Genomic DNA, 17,572 nt, shown 5'->3' on the forward strand with positions numbered 1-17,572 from the left:
CCCATCATGACGCGCTACGACTTAGTGGCTGATATGCATCAATGTGTTAACGACCTGGAGCAGGCGCTGGGTGAACTGCGGGAGCAGCTCGAAGCGCAGCCGCTGCTGATCGCCCGCGTTTTCAGCCTGCCGCCGGTGGTGAAAGGTCGCGAGCATGACGCGATAACCCGCATTGCCGTTGAGCAGCATCTGGGCGACAGCGCGCGGAAGATGGCGCTCGACCACTACTGCCGCCTCTTTATGCAGCATCAGTCAGAGCAACTGAGTACCAAGGCCGCCGTGCGTCTGCCCGGTGCCCTCTGCATTGAATGCGATGCAGAACGGGAAGCGGAGATTGGCGCGCTGGTCGATCTCATTAACCAGCTGAAAGCCCGGCTGGAGCAGCTGATTACGGTGGAGTCCGGCCTGCCGAGTGAGGCGCGATTCGAGTTCGTTCACCAGCATCTGCGCGGGCTGATTACCCTGAATGCCTATCGCACCATCACCCTGCTCAGCGCCCCGGACAGTCTGCGGTTTGGCTGGGCCAACAAACACATCATCAAAAATCTTAAGCGCGAAGAGGTCATTGCCCAGCTGGAAAAAAGCCTGAAGGCGGGACGCGCGCAGGCCCCGTGGTCGCGCGAACAGTGGGCGGAGAAAGTGCAGGAGGAGCTGGCCAGCGTGCGCGCCCTGCCCGCTTCAGCCCGCCTGAAGATCAAGCGTCCGGTTAAAGTCCAGCCCGTGGCGCGCGTCTGGCGCGCAGAGGAGAAAAAGCAGACTCAGCTGGCCTGCCCGTCACCGATTCTGGTGATCTGCCGCGATCGCAGTCAGGTTCCGGTACTGGGCGAGTTGCTCAACTATGACGCCGATAACATTACCTATCGTCATAAACCGGCCGCTGAGCCGCTCAATCTGCTGATCCCCCGGCTGCACCTCTGGGTTGACTGCCCGGTTTAACAGAGAGGCCGGAACGAACCGGCCTCATCGCGCATCACGTTACGACTTCATGCTGCCAACCATCTCTTCCGGCCGCACCCAGGCGTCAAACTCCTCTTCGGTGAGATAGCCGAGCTTCAGCGCTGAGCCTTTCAGGGTCAGCCCCTCTTTATGCGCCTTTTTGGCAATTTCGGCCGCTTTGTCATACCCGATATGGGTATTGAGCGCGGTCACCAGCATCAGTGACTCGTTGAGCAGCTGATCGATTCGCTCGCGCACCGGTTCAATGCCGATCGCACAGTGATGGTTGAAGCTGTCCATGCCATCCGCCAGCAGGCGAATCGACTGCAGGAAGTTATGGATAACCATCGGACGGAAAACGTTCAGCTCGAAGTTACCGGATGCGCCGCCCATGTTGATCGCGACGTCATTCCCCATCACCTGACAGCAGAGCATGGTCATCGCTTCGCACTGCGTCGGGTTCACTTTGCCCGGCATAATTGAGCTGCCAGGTTCATTTTCCGGAATAGCGATTTCACCGATGCCGCAGCGCGGGCCGGATGAGAGCCAGCGAACGTCGTTGGCGATTTTCATCAGGGACGCGGCCAGACCTTTCAGCGCGCCGTGCGCATGCACCAGCGCATCACAGGTGGCCAGTGCCTCAAACTTGTTAGGGGCCGTAACAAACGGCTGCTGCGTCAGTTCGGCCAGCGCCTTCGCCACGCGCACCGCATATTCCGGGTGCGTGTTGAGGCCAGTGCCGACGGCGGTTCCGCCCAGCGCCAGTTCTGCCACGTGCGGAATGCTCTGCTCGATATGCTTCAGGTTGTGCTCCAGCATCGCTACCCAGCCCGAGATCTCCTGCCCCAGGGTCAGCGGCGTGGCATCCTGCAGATGGGTACGGCCAATCTTAACGATATCTTTGAAGGCATCGGACTTCTGGCTCAGGGTAGCTTTCAGCACGTGGATCTGCGGGATCAGCTGTTCACGCAGGGCGATCACGGCGGCAACGTGCATGGCGGTCGGGAAAACGTCGTTGGAGCTCTGGCTCTTGTTCACATCATCATTGGGATGGACCAGGCGCGACATCCCCCGCTCCCCGCCGAGGATCTCACTGGCGCGGTTCGCCAGCACTTCATTCATGTTCATATTGGTCTGGGTGCCGGACCCGGTCTGCCAGATTGCCAGCGGGAACTCATCACCATGTTTGTCAGCCAGCACCTCATCTGCCGCGCTGACAATCGCGTCTGCGCGATCAGCAGGCAGCAGCCCCAGATCCCGGTTAACGCTTGCCGCGGCGCGCTTGGTCAGCGCCAGAGCATGAACCAGTGCCGTCGGCATCTTTTCTGTTGAAATGCGAAAGTGTTCCAGCGAGCGCTGCGTCTGCGCGCCCCACAGTTTGTCTGCCGGTACGTCGATGGGACCCATTGAATCTTTCTCAATGCGGTTGGCTGCCATGAATACGTCTCCTTAGCTTTGGTTTTAAAAATGACCGCCCGGCCGCGCTTTGTGTCTGGCACCAGGGCGTTCAGGATAGTAATACACAATAATTTAACATTATCAGAGCTTAGCGTCCTTTTGCGCTGGATATGTATTTTTACCGGCGGTTTCTGCTTTAATACCGGCAATCATTTCGCGTGAGAAAGGGTTAAACGATGCAAAAAATGAACAACTCGCTGCAGAATTACGCGTGGGGCAGTAAAACGGCGCTGACGGCGCTCTACGGTATCGCGAATCCTGAAGGTCTGCCGATGGCGGAACTCTGGATGGGTGCACACCCTAAAAGCCCCTCTGCCGTCATGGATCAGGGCCGCGAACGTTCGCTGCGCGACGTGATTGATGCTGCGCCTGACGCCATGCTGGGCGAGGCGGTGGCACAGCGTTTTGGTGAGTTACCCTTCCTGTTCAAGGTGCTGTGCGCCGACCAGCCGCTCTCCATTCAGGTTCATCCCAGCAAACACGCCGCGGAAGCGGGCTTCGCCCGTGAGAATACGGCGGGTATTCCACTGACGGCCGCCGAGCGCAATTACAAAGATGCTAACCATAAGCCGGAGCTGGTCTTTGCGCTGACCCCGTTTCAGGCGATGAACGGTTTTCGTCCAATGACGGAGATGGTTTCCCTGCTGGAGCCGGTGGCGGGCGCACATCCGCAGATTGCCCACTTCCTGCAGCATCCCGACAGGGAGACGCTGGCCACCCTCTTCCGGACGCTGCTCTCTCTGGAGGGGGACGCCAAATCGCTGGCGCTGGGCGTGCTGAAATCCGCACTTGACGCTCAACAGGGTGAGCCCTGGCAGACCATCCGCGTTATCGCGGGGGAATACCCGGACGACAGCGGACTGTTTTCCCCGCTGCTGCTGAATGTGATTACCCTGCAGCCGGGCGAAGCGATGTTCCTCTATGCCGAAACTCCGCATGCCTATCTTAACGGCGTGGCGCTGGAGGTGATGGCGAACTCGGATAACGTATTACGCGCCGGGTTGACCCCGAAATATATCGATATTGCTGAGCTGATGGCGAACCTGAAATTTGAGGAGAAGCCTGCCAGCTCGCTACTGACCCAGCCGGTGAAGCAGGGTAACGCGCTGCGCTTCCCAATCCCGGTGGAAGATTTTGCCTTTGCCATTCATACCCTGAGTACAGAACCGCAGCCGCTGGCGCAGCAGAGCGCCGCGGTGCTGTTCTGTATTGAAGGTCAGGCCGTGATCGCCAGCCAGGCACAGCAGCTGACCCTGAAGCCGGGCGAATCATGCTTTATTGCGGCCAGCGAATCGCCGGTTACGGTCGCCGGAACGGGCCGGCTGGCACGGGTATTTAACGAGTTAGGGTGAAGCGGCTGACGGCATCGCGGTTAACTGCTATTATTTCAATCTATTAGCGCTAAACGCCTGCGGGCGTTTTTCTTCGGTCGTCGGGGTTAACCTGCGGCATAAGCGGACTCAAGGATAAGGACGAATCAGCAATGAAAAAGACCAATGTTGCCGTAGGTGTCATCATCGCACTGGGCGTGATCTGGACAGGCGCGGCATGGTTCACCGGCAAGCAAATCGAAAGTCACAGGGATGAGCTGGTACAGAATGCCAATGCTCAGCTGAATGCTTATGCCCCAAACAGCCGACTGAAGATCAGCTATCAGGATTACCAGCGCGGCGTGTTCAGCAGTAAAGTAAACCTGGTGGTGCAGGCTGACTCACAGACGGAAGATAATCCCCTGCTGAAGCCGGGTCAGAGCGTTATCCTGAATGAAACCATCGACCATGGCCCCTTCCCGTTCGCTCAGCTTAAGCACTTCAATCTGATCCCGAGCATGGCGTCGGTGCATACCGAACTGGCTAACACCGATGCGGTGAAGAAGCTGTTTGAGCTGACCGGCAATAAGTCGCTGATTAATGCAGACACCCGCATTGGCTACAGCGGTGCTACCGATACGGCGCTGCGCATACTGCCCGTGGATTATCAGAATGCACAAACCGGTGAGCGTCTGGCGACCAATGGCGGAACCTTCAATGTCAGCGCGGACAACAAGGGCGATAAAGTCTCGCTGGACAGTGACGTCGATAGCCTGGCACTGACCACTAAAAATGAGATGGGCCAGCCGGTTCTGTTTACCGTCAATGGACTGAAACTGAGCGGGAATACGCATCTCAGCCCGGAAGGCGTACGGATTGGTGACCAGGCGGTGGATATTGAGAAGGTCAATGCCAGCATCAACGGTCAGGACGCTCTGACACTTCACAGGATGAAAGGCAGCTCCTCTTTCGATAACAGCAACGGCAAGATTGGCGGCAATATCGATTATAAAGTGGAAAGCGTGCAGCTCCAGAAGCAGGACTTTGGTCAGGCGGCGCTGAAGATGAAGCTGTCACAGTTTGATGCGCAGGCGGTGAAGGCCTTCTCCGATCGTTACAATGCGCAGATGCAGACGTTGCTGAATCAGCCGGGGATTACCGAGGACCCGATGCGTTATCAGGCGGGCGTCCATCAGATTCTGATGAGCAATCTGCCCCTGCTGCTGAAGGGCTCGCCCTCTGTCAGCATCGCGCCACTGAGCTGGAAAAATGATAAAGGCGAGAGCACCTTTAACCTGACGGCGAATTTCAACGATCCGTCGACCGTGACCGGCGAAGCGCAGAGTCTCAGCGCGATGGTGGATCGGGTGCTGAAAACCCTGGACAGCAAGCTGACCATCAATATGCCAATGGCGACTGAAACCATGCATAAAGTGGGTCTGGCCGAAGGTTATCAGGCGGATGACGCGCAGAAGCTGGCCGATCAGCAGGTGAAAGGTCTGGCAGCCATGGGGCAGATGTTCCGTCTTACGCAGCAGCAGGATAACAATATCGTGACCAGCCTGCAGTACGCTAACGGCCAGGTGAACATGAACGGCGATAAGATGACGCTGGAACAGTTCCTCTCCCGCTATATGCTGGGCATGCCAACCAGCGAAGGGATGCCACAGTAATTTTCTGAGCCCCTCTGAGGCGACCTTCGGGTCGCCTTTTTTATGCCTGAAGGCCGCGGCCCCCCTGTTTAACGCCGGTAGTGCGTAATTAAGCAGCATCCGGTGCCGCTGTTGCGCAAATAACTGGCGTGGTTGCGCAAGATATTTTTATAATGCTCTGCACTTCACCGACAACTCAGCGAGTGCGCCATGATCGATTCTAAAATTCCTCTGACTGACATTCATCGCCACCTTGATGGCAACATTCGTGCACAAACCATTCTCGATTTAGGCCGCCAGTTTAACCTTGCCCTGCCCGCCTCAACGCTGGAGACCCTGCGCCCGCATGTGCAGGTTGGCGAGAATGAACCCGATCTGGTGAGCTTTCTGCAAAAGCTCGACTGGGGCGTGAAAGTGCTGGGGGACCTGGATGCCTGCCGCCGGATTGCGCAGGAGAATGTGGAAGATGCGGCCCGTGCAGGCATTCATTATGCGGAACTGCGCTTCTCGCCAGGTTATATGGCGATGACCCACAATCTGCCGATTGCCGGCGTGGTTGAAGCGGTGATCGACGGCGTGCGTGCAGGCCGTCAGCAGCATGATGTTGATGTGCGCCTGATTGGCATCATGAGCCGCACCTTTGGCGAGGAGGCCTGCCTGAGTGAACTGGACGGTCTGCTGGCCCATCGCGATCACATCACGGCGGTCGATCTGGCGGGTGATGAGCTGGGCTTTCCGGGCAGTGAGTTTCTGAGCCACTTTAATCAGGCGCGCGACGCCGGTTTCCGCGTCACGGTGCATGCCGGTGAAGCGGCCGGCCCGGAGAGCATCTGGCAGGCGATTCGGGAGCTGGGCGCGGAGCGTATCGGCCACGGCGTGAAAGCCATTGAAGATCGCGCGCTGATGGATTTCCTCGCGGAGCATCATATCGGCATTGAATCCTGCCTGACCTCCAACATTCAGACCAGCACCGTGTCGTCACTGGCACAGCATCCGCTGAAGACGTTCCTGGAGCATGGCATTCTGGCGACCATCAACACCGATGACCCGGCGGTTCAGGGGATCGAGCTCGCCCACGAGTATCATCATGCCGCCCCGGCAGCGGGACTGAGCGCCGCACAGATCCGTAAGGCGCAGGAAAACGGTCTGACGATTGCGTTCCTCAGCGAAGCAGAGAAAGCGGCTATCCGCGCCCGCGTGCAGTAATCTGCCTGTAAGCCATAAAAAACGGGCCGGAAATCCGGCCCGTTTTCAGTGCTGCGTCACAAGCTGCGGATCAGACGCGCTTCAGCGACATCGTCTGGCGCTTCTCGGCGGATTGCAGCCCCAGTTCGATCAACTCCATCACCTGAATCGCCTCTTCCGCCGTGACCGGATTGTTTCCGCGTCCGGCAATCGCATCCCGGATGCCCGCATAATAGGCCGGATAATTTCCCGGCTGAGTCAGCTGGGTGGTTTCCGTCAGAGCATCGCCCTCGACCAGCGTCAGAGTGCCATCGCGCATGTCGTAGCCCCAATCCTCCTGTGGCGGGAAGTTCCCCGACTTCAGACGATCTTCCTGCGGGTCCAGACCATATTTGATGTAACTGCCTTGCGTGCCGTGAACGGTATAGCGGGCGGATTCCGCTGCCACCAGCATGCTGGCGTGTAACACCACCCGACGCTGCGGATAGGTCAGCGTGGCGTGGAAATAGTCTGTGGTCTGCGCGCCCGGACGCATCTCCGCCAGGTCAACGTTGATGGCGACCGGCGGACCAAACAGCTGCAGCGCCTGATCCAGCAGGTGAGGCCCCAGGTCATACCAGATGCCGCTGCCTGCGCCTTTCATTTCGCGCCAGCGGTTGCGCACTTCCAGACGGAAGCGGTCAAAGTGCGACTCGAAGTAGCGCACCTCGCCCAGCGTGCCTGCCTCCAGCAGGGATTTCAGCGTAAGAAAGTCGCTGTCCCAGCGGCGGTTGTGGAACACGGAGAGCAGCAGCCCTTTGGCTTTCGCCAGCGCATCCAGCTCGCGCGCCTGTGACAACGTCACGGTAAAGGGCTTATCGACGACGACATGCTTACCGGCATTCAGCGCCGCTTTCGCCAGTGGAAAATGCGTGTCGTTCGGGGTAGGAATCACAATTAACTGCAGGGTCGGGTCGTCCAGCAGTGCCTGAGGATCGGACACGACCTGAACGGCGGGCCAGTCGGCGTGGACTTTGCTGGCGTCGCTACTGGAGATGGCGGCCAGCTCAACGTCCGGCGTTCCCGCGATCAGCGGGGCGTGAAACGTTTTACTGGCAAAGCCGTAGCCGATCAGACCAACACGTAATTTATCGCTCATTTTGGTTCCTCGTTGTCGCTAACCTGATTGATTTAAGACCATTAACCAGGTGAGAACAAGGCGGAATTCCCCGAAAAAACTAAGAGATAGCACTTCGGGCCAGCGGCCAGGCGGTCTGAGCGGCCAGACTGTCGTGTGCATCCTGATTGCGACGGCGGAAATCGCTGGGACTGACGCCGACCCGCTTGCGGAATACCCGGGAAAAGTAAAGCTGGTCGTCGTAGCCCACTTCGCGGCCAACCGAAGCGATTGGCTCCTGGGTGGTCTGCAGCAGCAGTTTTGCACGGATGACCCGCTGATCTTCACGCCAGCGCAGCAGGTTAACGCCCATCTGCTCGCGGAACAGGTGCGCCAGCCGCGACGGTGACAGACAGACGTGGCGCGCCACCTCATCTATCCTGACCTCGCTGGCGAGATGATTGGTGACATACTGGCAGGCTTCAATGACGCGCGGATCGCGGATTAACTGATGGCTGCGCGGATCTTCTTCTACCGCACGCAGCAGCAGCCGTTCCAGCAGGTTCATCGCCAGCTCTTCAGCAAAGCGGCGGCCGGAGTTATGTGTCTGTTCGATACTGGCAAACAGGCGGTCGAACTCACCGCGCAGCGATTCCGGCAGCAGCAGGCGGCCGACGCCCTCCTGCTCATCCTGCCAGCGCAGCCAGTCGTGCCAGTAGGCGCGTGGACGGAAGTAAACCCAGCGATGGAACCACTGCGGGCTGTCCGGTGCGCGGCCATAATAGTGGGCGGTCTTAGGCTGAAACAGCAGCATTTCGCCGGGCTCGCAGTCAAAGGCCCGCTCGCCATCAAACACCCGCCCTTTTCCTTTAATGGTGAGATTCAGAATGTAACCTTTCATGCCGTGCGGACGATCGATAAAGAAGTCGAGCGGTCCTTCTGCGGTGATGGGCGTCAGCCCTGCCACCAGCCAGGCATTGAATGAATAGCCGGGCAACAGGGGGTTTTGCTGCCCGGCCGGTAATTCGCGGTGATACATAGCGTCCTCACTCAGTCTGTTATTGTTCAGATAACCCGCAGAGACGTCAGCGTCTGCGGGCCAACGGCTCGCGCAATCAGGCTTTTTTCTGTTTGTAACGGTCGAATATCACCGCAGCTAACAGTATCAGACCGCGCACCACATACTGTGAGAATGGCGAGATATTCAGTAAATTCATCGCATTCTCAACGGTGCCCAGGATCAGGACGCCTGCCACCACGTAGGAGATTTTACCGATGCCGCCCTTCAGCGATACGCCACCCAGAACACAGGCGGAGATCACCACCAGCTCATAGCCGATGGAGGTCATGGGCTGGCCGCTGGTCATACGCGACGCCAGGATGATGCCCGCCGCCGCCGACACCAGGCCGGAGAGAACAAAGATAATGATGCGGGTCCGCACCACCGGCACACCCGCCAGCCGCGCCGCCTCTTCATTGCCACCGATCGCCAGGGTGTTGCGGCCAAAGGTGGTTTTGTTGAGCAGGAAGCCGAAGATCAGCATCGTGGCCAGGGTCAGCCAGATCGGGGCCGGCACGCCAAACCAGTTCGCAAAGCCCAGTTCAAAGAAGCGCTCATCTTCAATGCCGACCGCCTTGCCGTCAGAGAAGATGTAGGCCAGACCGCGCACGATCTGCATGGTGGCCAGCGTGGTGATCAGCGCATTGATTTTAAGACGGGCAATCACAAAGCCGTTGATAAAGCCGGTGATCATGCCGAGCACCAGACCGGCGGCAACGCCAATCCACAGGCTTTCGGTCATGTTGATCACCACCGCGGTAACCACACCTGCGCAGGCGATCACCGAGGCGACCGAGAGATCAAAATCGCCGGAAGCCAGGCAGAAGAGCATGCCGCAGGCGACCATGCCCGACATCGACATCGCCAGGCCCAGGCCTTTCATATTGATAAACGAGCCGAAGTTCGGCACAAAGATCGCACAGACAATAAACAGCAGTGCAAATACCACCAGCATGCCGAAGTTGTCCCAGATGCGACCTAACTGCAGGCCGCCGCGTGATGCAGGCTGCGGCGTATTTGAGGTCGTGGATGAAGCCATGATGATCTCCTGTCAGGCCACGGCGGCCGCTTGAGTGGTTTTGGGCATGGCCAGGCTCAGCGTCTGCTGCTCCGTGGCGTCGTCGTGCAGCAGTTCACCGGCGATAGCACCTTCGCGCATCACCACAATCCGGTCGGCCAGGCCCATCACCTCCGGCAGGTCACTGGAGGCGAACAGCACCGCAATGCCCCGGTTCGCCAGCTGATAAATCAGGTTGTAGATTTCATGCTTGGCGCCGACATCGATACCGCGCGTCGGCTCATCGAGCAGGATCACTTTCATCTCCTCGGAGAGCCAGCGCCCCAGGATCGCCTTCTGCTGGTTGCCGCCGGAAAGGTTCATGATCAGCTGATCGGCGCTGGGCGTTTTAATGTTGAGTGAGCGGATATGGCTGTCGGCGTTTTTACTTTCCCAGCCATTTTTAATCAGGCATCCGGCGGTCAGGTTGTGGCGACGGGCGCTGATGTTGATATTGTCACGCACCGAGTGCACCGGAATGATGCCTTCGGCTTTGCGATCCTCCGGACAGAGCATGATCCCCGCCCGGATGGCGTCGATCGGCTCGCGCAGCGGCAGCGGTTTGCCATCCAGGATCACCTGACCCCCGCGCAGACGGGTGCCGCCAAACAAGCCTTTCAGCAGTTCGCTGCGTCCCGCGCCGACCAGACCAAACAGCCCGACAATTTCCCCGGCATGGACTTTCAGTGAAATCGGTGTCCGCACGCCCTTCGCTTCGACCCGATCCAGCTCCAGCCGCACCGCCCCCACAGGCCGTGGCGCATAGCCATAGATATCGCCAAGGTTACGGCCCACCATCGCCTGCACCAGATCGTCGTGATGGGTATTGGCCATATCCGTAAAGGTGCGCACATACCGGCCATCTTTGAAGACGGTGATGGCGTCGCTGAGGGCAAAAATTTCCTCCATGCGATGCGATACATAGAGCACCACCCTGCCCTCCTGGCGGAGCTGGCGGATGACGCGGAACAGGTTGTCGATTTCACGCGCCGACAGTGAACTGGTCGGCTCATCAAAGGCGATAATGCGCGCGTTGCGCGCCAGCGCTTTGGCAATCTCCACCATCTGCCACTGTCCCAGCGACAGATATTTCAGCGGCATATCGGGGTCGATATCCATGCCGAGGTTTTTCAGTTGCAGGCCGGCTTCATAACGCATCAGCCGGCGGTTGACCAGCCCATGTTTGTGCGGGATCTGACCGAGATAGATGTTCTCCGCCACGCTCATTTCCGGCACCAGATGGAGCTCCTGGTAAATAATGGCCACGCCCGCATCCAGCGCATCGGTAGTGCGCTGAAAGTTCATCGGCTGGCCTTTGATCCGAATCTCACCGCCGCTCGGCTGATAACTGCCGCTGAGTATTTTTAACAGCGTCGATTTGCCTGCGCCGTTCTCGCCCATCAGCGCATGGACTTCACCGCCCCGGCAGTCGAAGGAGATATCCTGCAGCGCTTTCACGCCAGGAAAGGTTTTACTGATGCCATGAAACGACAGAAAAGCTGAATCAGTGTTCATGTTTATCCTCACTCTTGCACGTCGCCGGCCTGTGCGGGCGGGCGACGTGAAGCAGGCTATGCAGGATGCCAGGCGGCGAAACGCCTGGCAGGCTCAGGGTTACATCAGTCCTTTTTTCGCCAGTTCAGTTTTGAAGTTGTCACGGGTGATCAGCACCACATCGGTGACCTCAGTGAATTTCGCTGGCTCTTCGCCTTTGCTCACCCAGTTGTAGAGCATCTGGCTGCTCTTATAACCATGGATATCCGGGCTTGGCAGCAGCGAGCCGTAGAAGCCGGTCGCTTTGTCTTTCGACAGTTCACTGACCGCATCCACGCCGTTAATACCGATGCCGATGACGTCAGCCGCTTTAAAGCCCTGACCTTCCGTCGCGCGCACGCCGCCCAGCACGGTGTTGTCGTTCATGCCAACAATCAGCCAGTGTTTGACCTCAGGATGCTGCACCAGCAGGGAGTTACCGGCGTCAAAGGCGCCAGGGATGTCGTTGGATTTGGTCGGAACCTGATAGATCTGAGCGGCCGGGAAGCCCGCAGCTTTGATGGCGTCCATCGATCCACCGGTACGACGGCGTGCGGTATCCAGTTCGTTGGCGGTAATCGCCATCACGCCGGTGGTTTTCACATCCCAGCCGCGCTTCTGCATCTCTTTATAAAGCTCCTGCCCCTGACGCTCGCCGATTTTGGTGGCGGCCATCATCACCAGCGGCACGGTATCCATCGGTTTGCCTTTGGCGGTCACAAACTGATCGTCCACGGCAATGACTTTCAGGCCGTAGCCCCGCGCTTTCGCCATGATGGCGGAGCCCAGCTTGGGATCGGGCGTACAGATAACGAAGCCTTTCGCGCCGTTTGCGGCAAGGCTGTCGATAGCATTCAGGGTTTTTTCACCATCCGGGACGGCAATTTTGATGACGTCGAAGCCGAGATCTTTGCCGGCTTTATCGGCAAATTTCCACTCCGTCTGGAACCAGGGTTCTTCTGGTTGCTTGACTAAAAAACCCAGCTTCATGGTCTCGGCGATAGCGGATTGTGACATAACCGCTGCCAGGCCGATGGCCGCGAATGCTTTAGTGAATTTATGCATGATGCTCTCCGGTACCAGGTTATTTTTCGCTGCTCATAACGAATCGGTGTAAGCGCTACCAGTTGGTCTTGTTTTGAGGGTACAGCCATAAATCAGTGCGTTAGGTTGCTATGTGTTGTCAGCCTGTCCAGACGCTGGGCTAGTTTTAGCGGTATTGGCGGAGAAAAATGTAGAGCGGTATCACATCTTAAAATCACGACAAAATGATCCATATATTCAGCAAATTTAACCGGAGCTTAACTTTTGCAATGGATCACAAAATCACTGCCGATGGCAGGAAAGTGCATATTGTCAGCCAGCCATGACTAACTGTTCCGGCGCGCCGAACCCAGGATACAGGAGTTAACTAACTACAGGAGATTCCGATGCGTGCTGGAGCCATCACCCTTGGGCTGGACTTTGGTAGTGATTCGGTGCGTGCGCTGGCCGTCGATTGTCACAGCGGCAGCGAGCTGCAGAGTGCGGTGTGCAGCTACCCGCGCTGGCAGCAGGGTCTGTACAGCGATCCGCACACCAATCGTTTTCGTCACCATCCACAGGATTACATCGACGCCATGGAGCAGGCGCTGCTCGGCGTACTGAACGCCCTGAGCGAAGATCAGCGCAACGCCGTCGTCGGCATTGGCGTCGACAGCACCGGTTCGACCCCGGCGCCCATCGATCGCGACGGCAATGTACTGGCGCTGCGCCCGGAGTTCGCTGACAACCCCAACGCGATGTTTGTGCTGTGGAAAGATCACACTGCAATAGAAGAAGCGGAAGAGATCAATCAGCTCTGTCACAGCGGCCGTTTCACGGATTACAGCCGCTATATCGGCGGCATCTACTCCTCTGAATGGTTCTGGGCAAAGATTCTGCACGTGTCGCGGGAAGATGCGGCGGTGCGTGACGCGGCGGTCTCCTGGGTGGAGCTGTGCGACTGGGTGCCTGCCCTGTTAAGCGGCACGACCGCGCCCGACAGGCTGCGCCGTGGCCGCTGTGCAGCCGGGCATAAAGCCCTGTGGCATGGCGACTGGAACGGCCTGCCGGATGTTGATTTCCTTAACGCGCTGGACCCGCTGTTAACGCAACAGCTGGACTCGCCTCTCTTCACTGAGACCTGGACCGCCGATCTGCCGGTCGGCACGCTCAGCCCGGAATGGGCGCAGCGTCTGGGGCTGACGCAGACCGTCACGCTCTCCGGTGGCGCGTTTGACTGCCATATGGGCGCGGTCGGAGGCGGTGCCAGACCTTACACCCTGGTGAAAGTGATCGGCACATCAACCTGCGACATCCTGATCGCTGACAGCGAAAAGGTCGGCGATCGCGATATTAAAGGCATCTGTGGTCAGGTGGATGGCAGCGTGATACCGGGAGCGATTGGGCTGGAGGCGGGTCAGTCCGCCTTTGGTGATATCTACGCCTGGTTCAGCCGGTTACTGGGCTGGCCGCTGCAACAGGCGGCTGAGCGTCACCCTGAGCTGAAACCTCAGCTGGCGGAGATGCAAAAGAGTCTGATTAAAGATCTGACCGATGCCTGGGCTGCTAATCCGCAGCTCGACCATCTGCCGGTGGTGCTGGACTGGTTCAACGGTCGCCGCACGCCGAATGCCAATCAGCGCCTGAAAGGGGTGATTACCGATCTGAATCTGGGTACCGATGCCCCGGCGCTGTTTGGCGGTCTGGTCGCGGCGACGGCATTTGGTGCGCGCGCCATTATGGAGTGCTTCGAGCAGCAGCAGATCCCCGTCGAGAGCATTCTGACGCTGGGCGGCATCGCGCGGAAATCTCCGGCGATTATGCAGGCCTGCTGTGACGTGATGAACCGGCCACTGGATATTGTCGCCTCTGATGAGTGCTGTGCGCTGGGTGCGGCCATTTTCGCCGCCGTCGCTGCCGGAGTTCACGCCAGCGTTGCCGAGGCGCAGCAGGTGATGGCCAGCCCGATCGCCGTCACGCTGCAACCCGATCCGGCGCGTGTCGCCCGCTATCAACAACTCTATCAACGCTATCAACAATGGTGCGTAACGGCTGAACCGCAGTACGCCGCCCGCCCCGCTTCCGCTACGAGCCTGGACCAGCAGGCGTAATTGTTGCAGGCAGTCTGTACCCGGACAGCGCGGAACAAGCAGGGGTACACGGAGTACGTGAGGATTACTCGCTCTGCTCGCCCCTTCAGGGCCGCACTTCAGGGCGTTCAGGTTGCTAAAGCAGCCTGTGTGAGCACTGCCCGGGTTCAGACTGACAAATAAATTAGCCTATTAGGTAGGCGCAAAGTAAAGGAGTGGTTTTATGGAACAGTCAAACAGCTACAGCGTGTGGTTTGTCATCGGCACGCAGCACCTCTACGGGCCGGAAACGTTACGCCAGGTTGAACAGCATGCGCGTCAGGTCGTCGAGGGCCTGAATCAGTCCGGGTTACCGCTGCGCCTTGAGCTTAAGCCGCTGGTGAAATCACCGGATGAAGCGCTGTCCCTGTGTCGCGACGCTAACTATGACCAGCAGTGCGCCGGCATCATTACCTGGCTGCACACGTTCTCTCCGGCCAAAATGTGGATTGGCGGCCTGAGCGTGCTGAATAAGCCTCTGCTGCAATTTCACACCCAGTTCAATGCGGAGATCCCGTGGGACAGCATGGACATGGATTTTATGAACCTGAACCAGACGGCGCACGGCGGTCGTGAGTTCGGTTTTATCGGTGCCCGCATGGGTCTGCAGCACAGCGTGGTGACCGGACACTGGCAGGATAGCGCCAGCCAGCAGCGTCTGGGCAACTGGATGCGTGCGGCCCTGGCGAAACAGACCAGTCAGCAGCTGAAAGTGGCGCGTTTTGGCGACAACATGCGTGAAGTGGCCGTGACCGAAGGCGATAAGGTCGCCGCACAGATTCAGTTCGGCTATTCGGTGAATGGCTGGGGCGTGGGCGATCTGGTTGAGGTGATCAATGGCGTCAGCGATGGCGATGTGAATGCGCTGATCGACGAGTATGAAAGCCTCTACCGCTTTTCCGATGTCGCCGCCGCCGGTGGTGAAAAGCGGCAGAACGTGCTGGATGCGGCTCGTATCGAGCTGGGTCTGAAGCAGTTCCTTGAAGCGGAAGGCTGCCACGCCTTTACCACCAACTTCCAGACCCTGCATGGCATGACCCAGTTACCGGGTCTGGCGGTGCAGCGTTTGATGGGTCAGGGGTATGGTTTTGCGGGTGAAGGCGACTGGAAGACCGCTGCGCTGCTGCGTATTTTCAAGGTACTGGCTGGCGATCGCAAAGGTGGCACCTCATTTATGGAGGATTACACCTATCACTTCTCACCCGGCAACGACCTGGTGCTCGGCTCGCATATGCTGGAGGTCTGTCCGTCGATCGCCATTGAAGAGAAACCGCTGATCGATGTGCAGTTCCTGGGCATTGGTAATAAAGCCGACCCGGCGAGGATGATCTTCTCCACCCCGGCCGGTCGTGCGATTAATGCCAGCGTGATCGATATGGGCGACCGTTTCCGTCTGCTGGTGAATGTGGTCGATGCGATTGAACAGCCGAAACCACTGCCGAAATTGCCGGTTGCCCGTGCACTCTGGAAAGCGCAGCCGTCACTGGCGACCGCATCCGAAGCGTGGATTCTCGGGGGTGGCGCACACCATACGGTGTTCAGCCAGGCGCTGACGCTCGACGACATGTATCTGTACGGCGAGATGAACGATATCGAGGTGCTGGTGATTGATGAGCACACCCGCCTGCCTGCGTTTAAAGACGCGCTGCGCTGGAACGAGGCGTACTACCGGTTAAAACGTTAATGAGTGATTCCTGACGCTTTGCATCTCTTTAAAAGAGAGATGCAGGGGCCGGAAGTCGCCGTATGTCAAAAACCAGTGCTATTCAGTCGGGAATGGCGGGCGTTCCGTAAAGTCGCCGTAAATACATCCCTGTAGGCTCGGCCGCCGGACGACTCGCCTCATCCCTGAGGCTCGCCCGCAAGCGGGCCAACGCTTCGCATTGTTCAAAAACGCTCCGGGCGTTTTTGTCCATGCGGCGGACGCTTTACTCCACTACCCGCCATCCCCTCCTTTTTTCAGTTCCTGAGCGAATTATTTAAAAGCCAGGGTCATCTGGCGAGTAAGCCAAACCTCATATGTTGGATACTTAAGTTCACTACTCGTCATCCCCTCACGCAACGCAATTCCGCACGAATTTTGTACAGCAATGATCAAGCCCGACCGGGAAGGAATGGTATGCCTGAAGAGCAAAGCGTCCGCGCCAGGGATAGCGCGGCCGATTCGCATGGATGCGGGAACCCTTTGCGATCAGGCATACCTTTCCTGACCTTTCACCTGCTACCAACAGCGACGCCTTTTTTGTGCAATTAGCACACAAGCCCGTGCTTTTCAGTCGGGAATGACGGGCGTTCCGTAAAGTCGCCGTAAATACCTCCCTGTAGGCTCGGCCGCCGCATCCATGCGGCGGACGCTTTACTTCACTGCCCGCCCCCCCCCTTTTTGTAGCGCCTGAGCGAATGTTCAGGCACTCAGTGCATCAACAACTGTGAATAAAACACCGAGTCAGATCCGCCTCCGACCCGTTCCTCCTGCCTCACATTCCGATCGATTTTATTACAGCAATGATTAAGCCCGACCGGGAAGGAATGGTATGCCTGAAGAGCAAAGCGTCCGCGCCAGGGATGGCGCGGCCGATCCGCATGGATGCGGGAACCCTTTGCGATCAGGCATACCTTTCCTGACCTTTCACCTGTTACCAACAGCGACACCTTTTTTGTGCAACAAACGCACAATCCCGTGCTTTTCAGTCGGAAATAATGGGCGCTCCGTAAAGTCGCCGTAAATACCTCCCTGTAGGCTCGGCCGCCGCATCCATGCGGCGGACGCTTTACTCCACTGCCCATCATTCCCTCCTTTATGTGGTATTTGAGCTTGTCTTTAAAAGCTAAATACCAGGGCCGCATTCTGTAGCGTTATTCGTTATGAACTGGATGACATTGCGGCAAGGGAATACTGGCTGGGTAAGGTTGTGACAGACAAAAAATTCCGCGGCCAGGGCGTGGCAAAGGCGCTGATTCAGCGGGTGATTGCACGCGCCAGACAACAGCAGATCGGTGAACTCTGGCTCTATACCCCCGATCAGCAGGCGTACTATCAGCGTTCAGGATGGCAGGCGGTGGAGCAGCGGCACATAGCCGGAGAAGAGGTGACCGTGATGGTGCTTAAACTTGCGCAGTAACGGGCGGCTCC

The 17,572-nt window shown here is 58.1% G+C and carries 13 protein-coding genes; 7 read left to right on the forward strand and 6 right to left on the reverse strand.

Annotated elements, in window-relative coordinates; all coding sequences use genetic code 11:
• Nucleotides 1–6: 6 nt before the first annotated feature.
• Nucleotides 7–936: a DNA replication terminus site-binding protein gene (tus, locus tag OJ965_RS12190; protein ID WP_058958386.1), complete on the forward strand. Its 930-nt coding sequence runs from the start codon at nucleotides 7–9 to the stop codon at nucleotides 934–936.
• Nucleotides 937–975: 39 nt separating this feature from the next.
• On the opposite strand, the gene fumC is transcribed toward tus, so the two are convergent.
• Entirely contained in the window at nucleotides 976–2,373 is a 1,398-nt protein-coding gene (gene fumC / locus OJ965_RS12195; protein ID WP_009090312.1) for a class II fumarate hydratase, read from the reverse strand.
• 197 nt (nucleotides 2,374–2,570) lie between these two features.
• Between fumC and manA the strand changes: the two genes are divergently transcribed.
• The 3 genes from manA to add all read left to right on the forward strand — a co-directional run bounded on the left by manA (nucleotide 2,571) and on the right by add (nucleotide 6,562).
• Nucleotides 2,571–3,746, forward strand: coding sequence for a mannose-6-phosphate isomerase (gene manA / locus OJ965_RS12200; protein ID WP_265135969.1), 1,176 nt, complete (start codon nucleotides 2,571–2,573; stop codon nucleotides 3,744–3,746).
• Between the two features lie 131 nt (nucleotides 3,747–3,877).
• The gene (locus OJ965_RS12205) at nucleotides 3,878–5,377 is read left to right on the forward strand and encodes a YdgA family protein (protein ID WP_046101779.1); all 1,500 of its coding nucleotides are present in this window, start codon (nucleotides 3,878–3,880) and stop codon (nucleotides 5,375–5,377) included.
• Between the two features lie 189 nt (nucleotides 5,378–5,566).
• Entirely contained in the window at nucleotides 5,567–6,562 is a 996-nt protein-coding gene (add, locus tag OJ965_RS12210) for an adenosine deaminase (RefSeq protein WP_265135972.1), read from the forward strand.
• A gap of 70 nt (nucleotides 6,563–6,632) precedes the next feature.
• Here add and OJ965_RS12215 read toward each other — a convergent pair whose 3' ends face one another.
• From OJ965_RS12215 to OJ965_RS12235, 5 genes are all read right to left on the reverse strand, one after another.
• Nucleotides 6,633–7,679 (reverse strand): oxidoreductase, encoded by a 1,047-nt coding sequence (locus OJ965_RS12215; protein WP_009090319.1) that lies wholly within the window; start codon nucleotides 7,677–7,679, stop codon nucleotides 6,633–6,635.
• A gap of 79 nt (nucleotides 7,680–7,758) precedes the next feature.
• Nucleotides 7,759–8,676: an arabinose operon transcriptional regulator AraC gene (araC, locus tag OJ965_RS12220; protein WP_265135976.1), complete on the reverse strand. Its 918-nt coding sequence runs from the start codon at nucleotides 8,674–8,676 to the stop codon at nucleotides 7,759–7,761.
• 76 nt (nucleotides 8,677–8,752) lie between these two features.
• The gene (gene araH, locus OJ965_RS12225) at nucleotides 8,753–9,736 is read right to left on the reverse strand and encodes an L-arabinose ABC transporter permease AraH (protein ID WP_009090322.1); all 984 of its coding nucleotides are present in this window, start codon (nucleotides 9,734–9,736) and stop codon (nucleotides 8,753–8,755) included.
• Nucleotides 9,737–9,748: 12 nt separating this feature from the next.
• Nucleotides 9,749–11,269, reverse strand: a complete 1,521-nt coding sequence (araG, locus tag OJ965_RS12230) for an L-arabinose ABC transporter ATP-binding protein AraG (RefSeq protein ID WP_058958391.1) — start codon at nucleotides 11,267–11,269, stop codon at nucleotides 9,749–9,751.
• A 99-nt stretch (nucleotides 11,270–11,368) separates the two neighbouring features.
• Nucleotides 11,369–12,352, reverse strand: coding sequence for an arabinose ABC transporter substrate-binding protein (locus OJ965_RS12235; protein WP_009090326.1), 984 nt, complete (start codon nucleotides 12,350–12,352; stop codon nucleotides 11,369–11,371).
• Between the two features lie 365 nt (nucleotides 12,353–12,717).
• On the opposite strand from OJ965_RS12235, the gene OJ965_RS12240 reads away from it, so the two are divergent.
• From OJ965_RS12240 to OJ965_RS12250, 3 genes are all read left to right on the forward strand, one after another.
• Entirely contained in the window at nucleotides 12,718–14,421 is a 1,704-nt protein-coding gene (locus OJ965_RS12240; protein ID WP_265135981.1) for a ribulokinase, read from the forward strand.
• A gap of 202 nt (nucleotides 14,422–14,623) precedes the next feature.
• Complete coding sequence (araA, locus tag OJ965_RS12245) at nucleotides 14,624–16,123, forward strand: L-arabinose isomerase (RefSeq protein ID WP_265135983.1); 1,500 nt, start codon at nucleotides 14,624–14,626, stop codon at nucleotides 16,121–16,123.
• Nucleotides 16,124–17,297: 1,174 nt separating this feature from the next.
• Nucleotides 17,298–17,561 (forward strand): GNAT family N-acetyltransferase, encoded by a 264-nt coding sequence (locus OJ965_RS12250; RefSeq protein WP_338117908.1) that lies wholly within the window; start codon nucleotides 17,298–17,300, stop codon nucleotides 17,559–17,561.
• The last annotated feature ends 11 nt before the right edge of the window (nucleotides 17,562–17,572 follow it).

It is taken from the genome of Pantoea anthophila, from assembly GCF_026104315.1.
GTDB lineage: Bacteria > Pseudomonadota > Gammaproteobacteria > Enterobacterales > Enterobacteriaceae > Pantoea > Pantoea anthophila.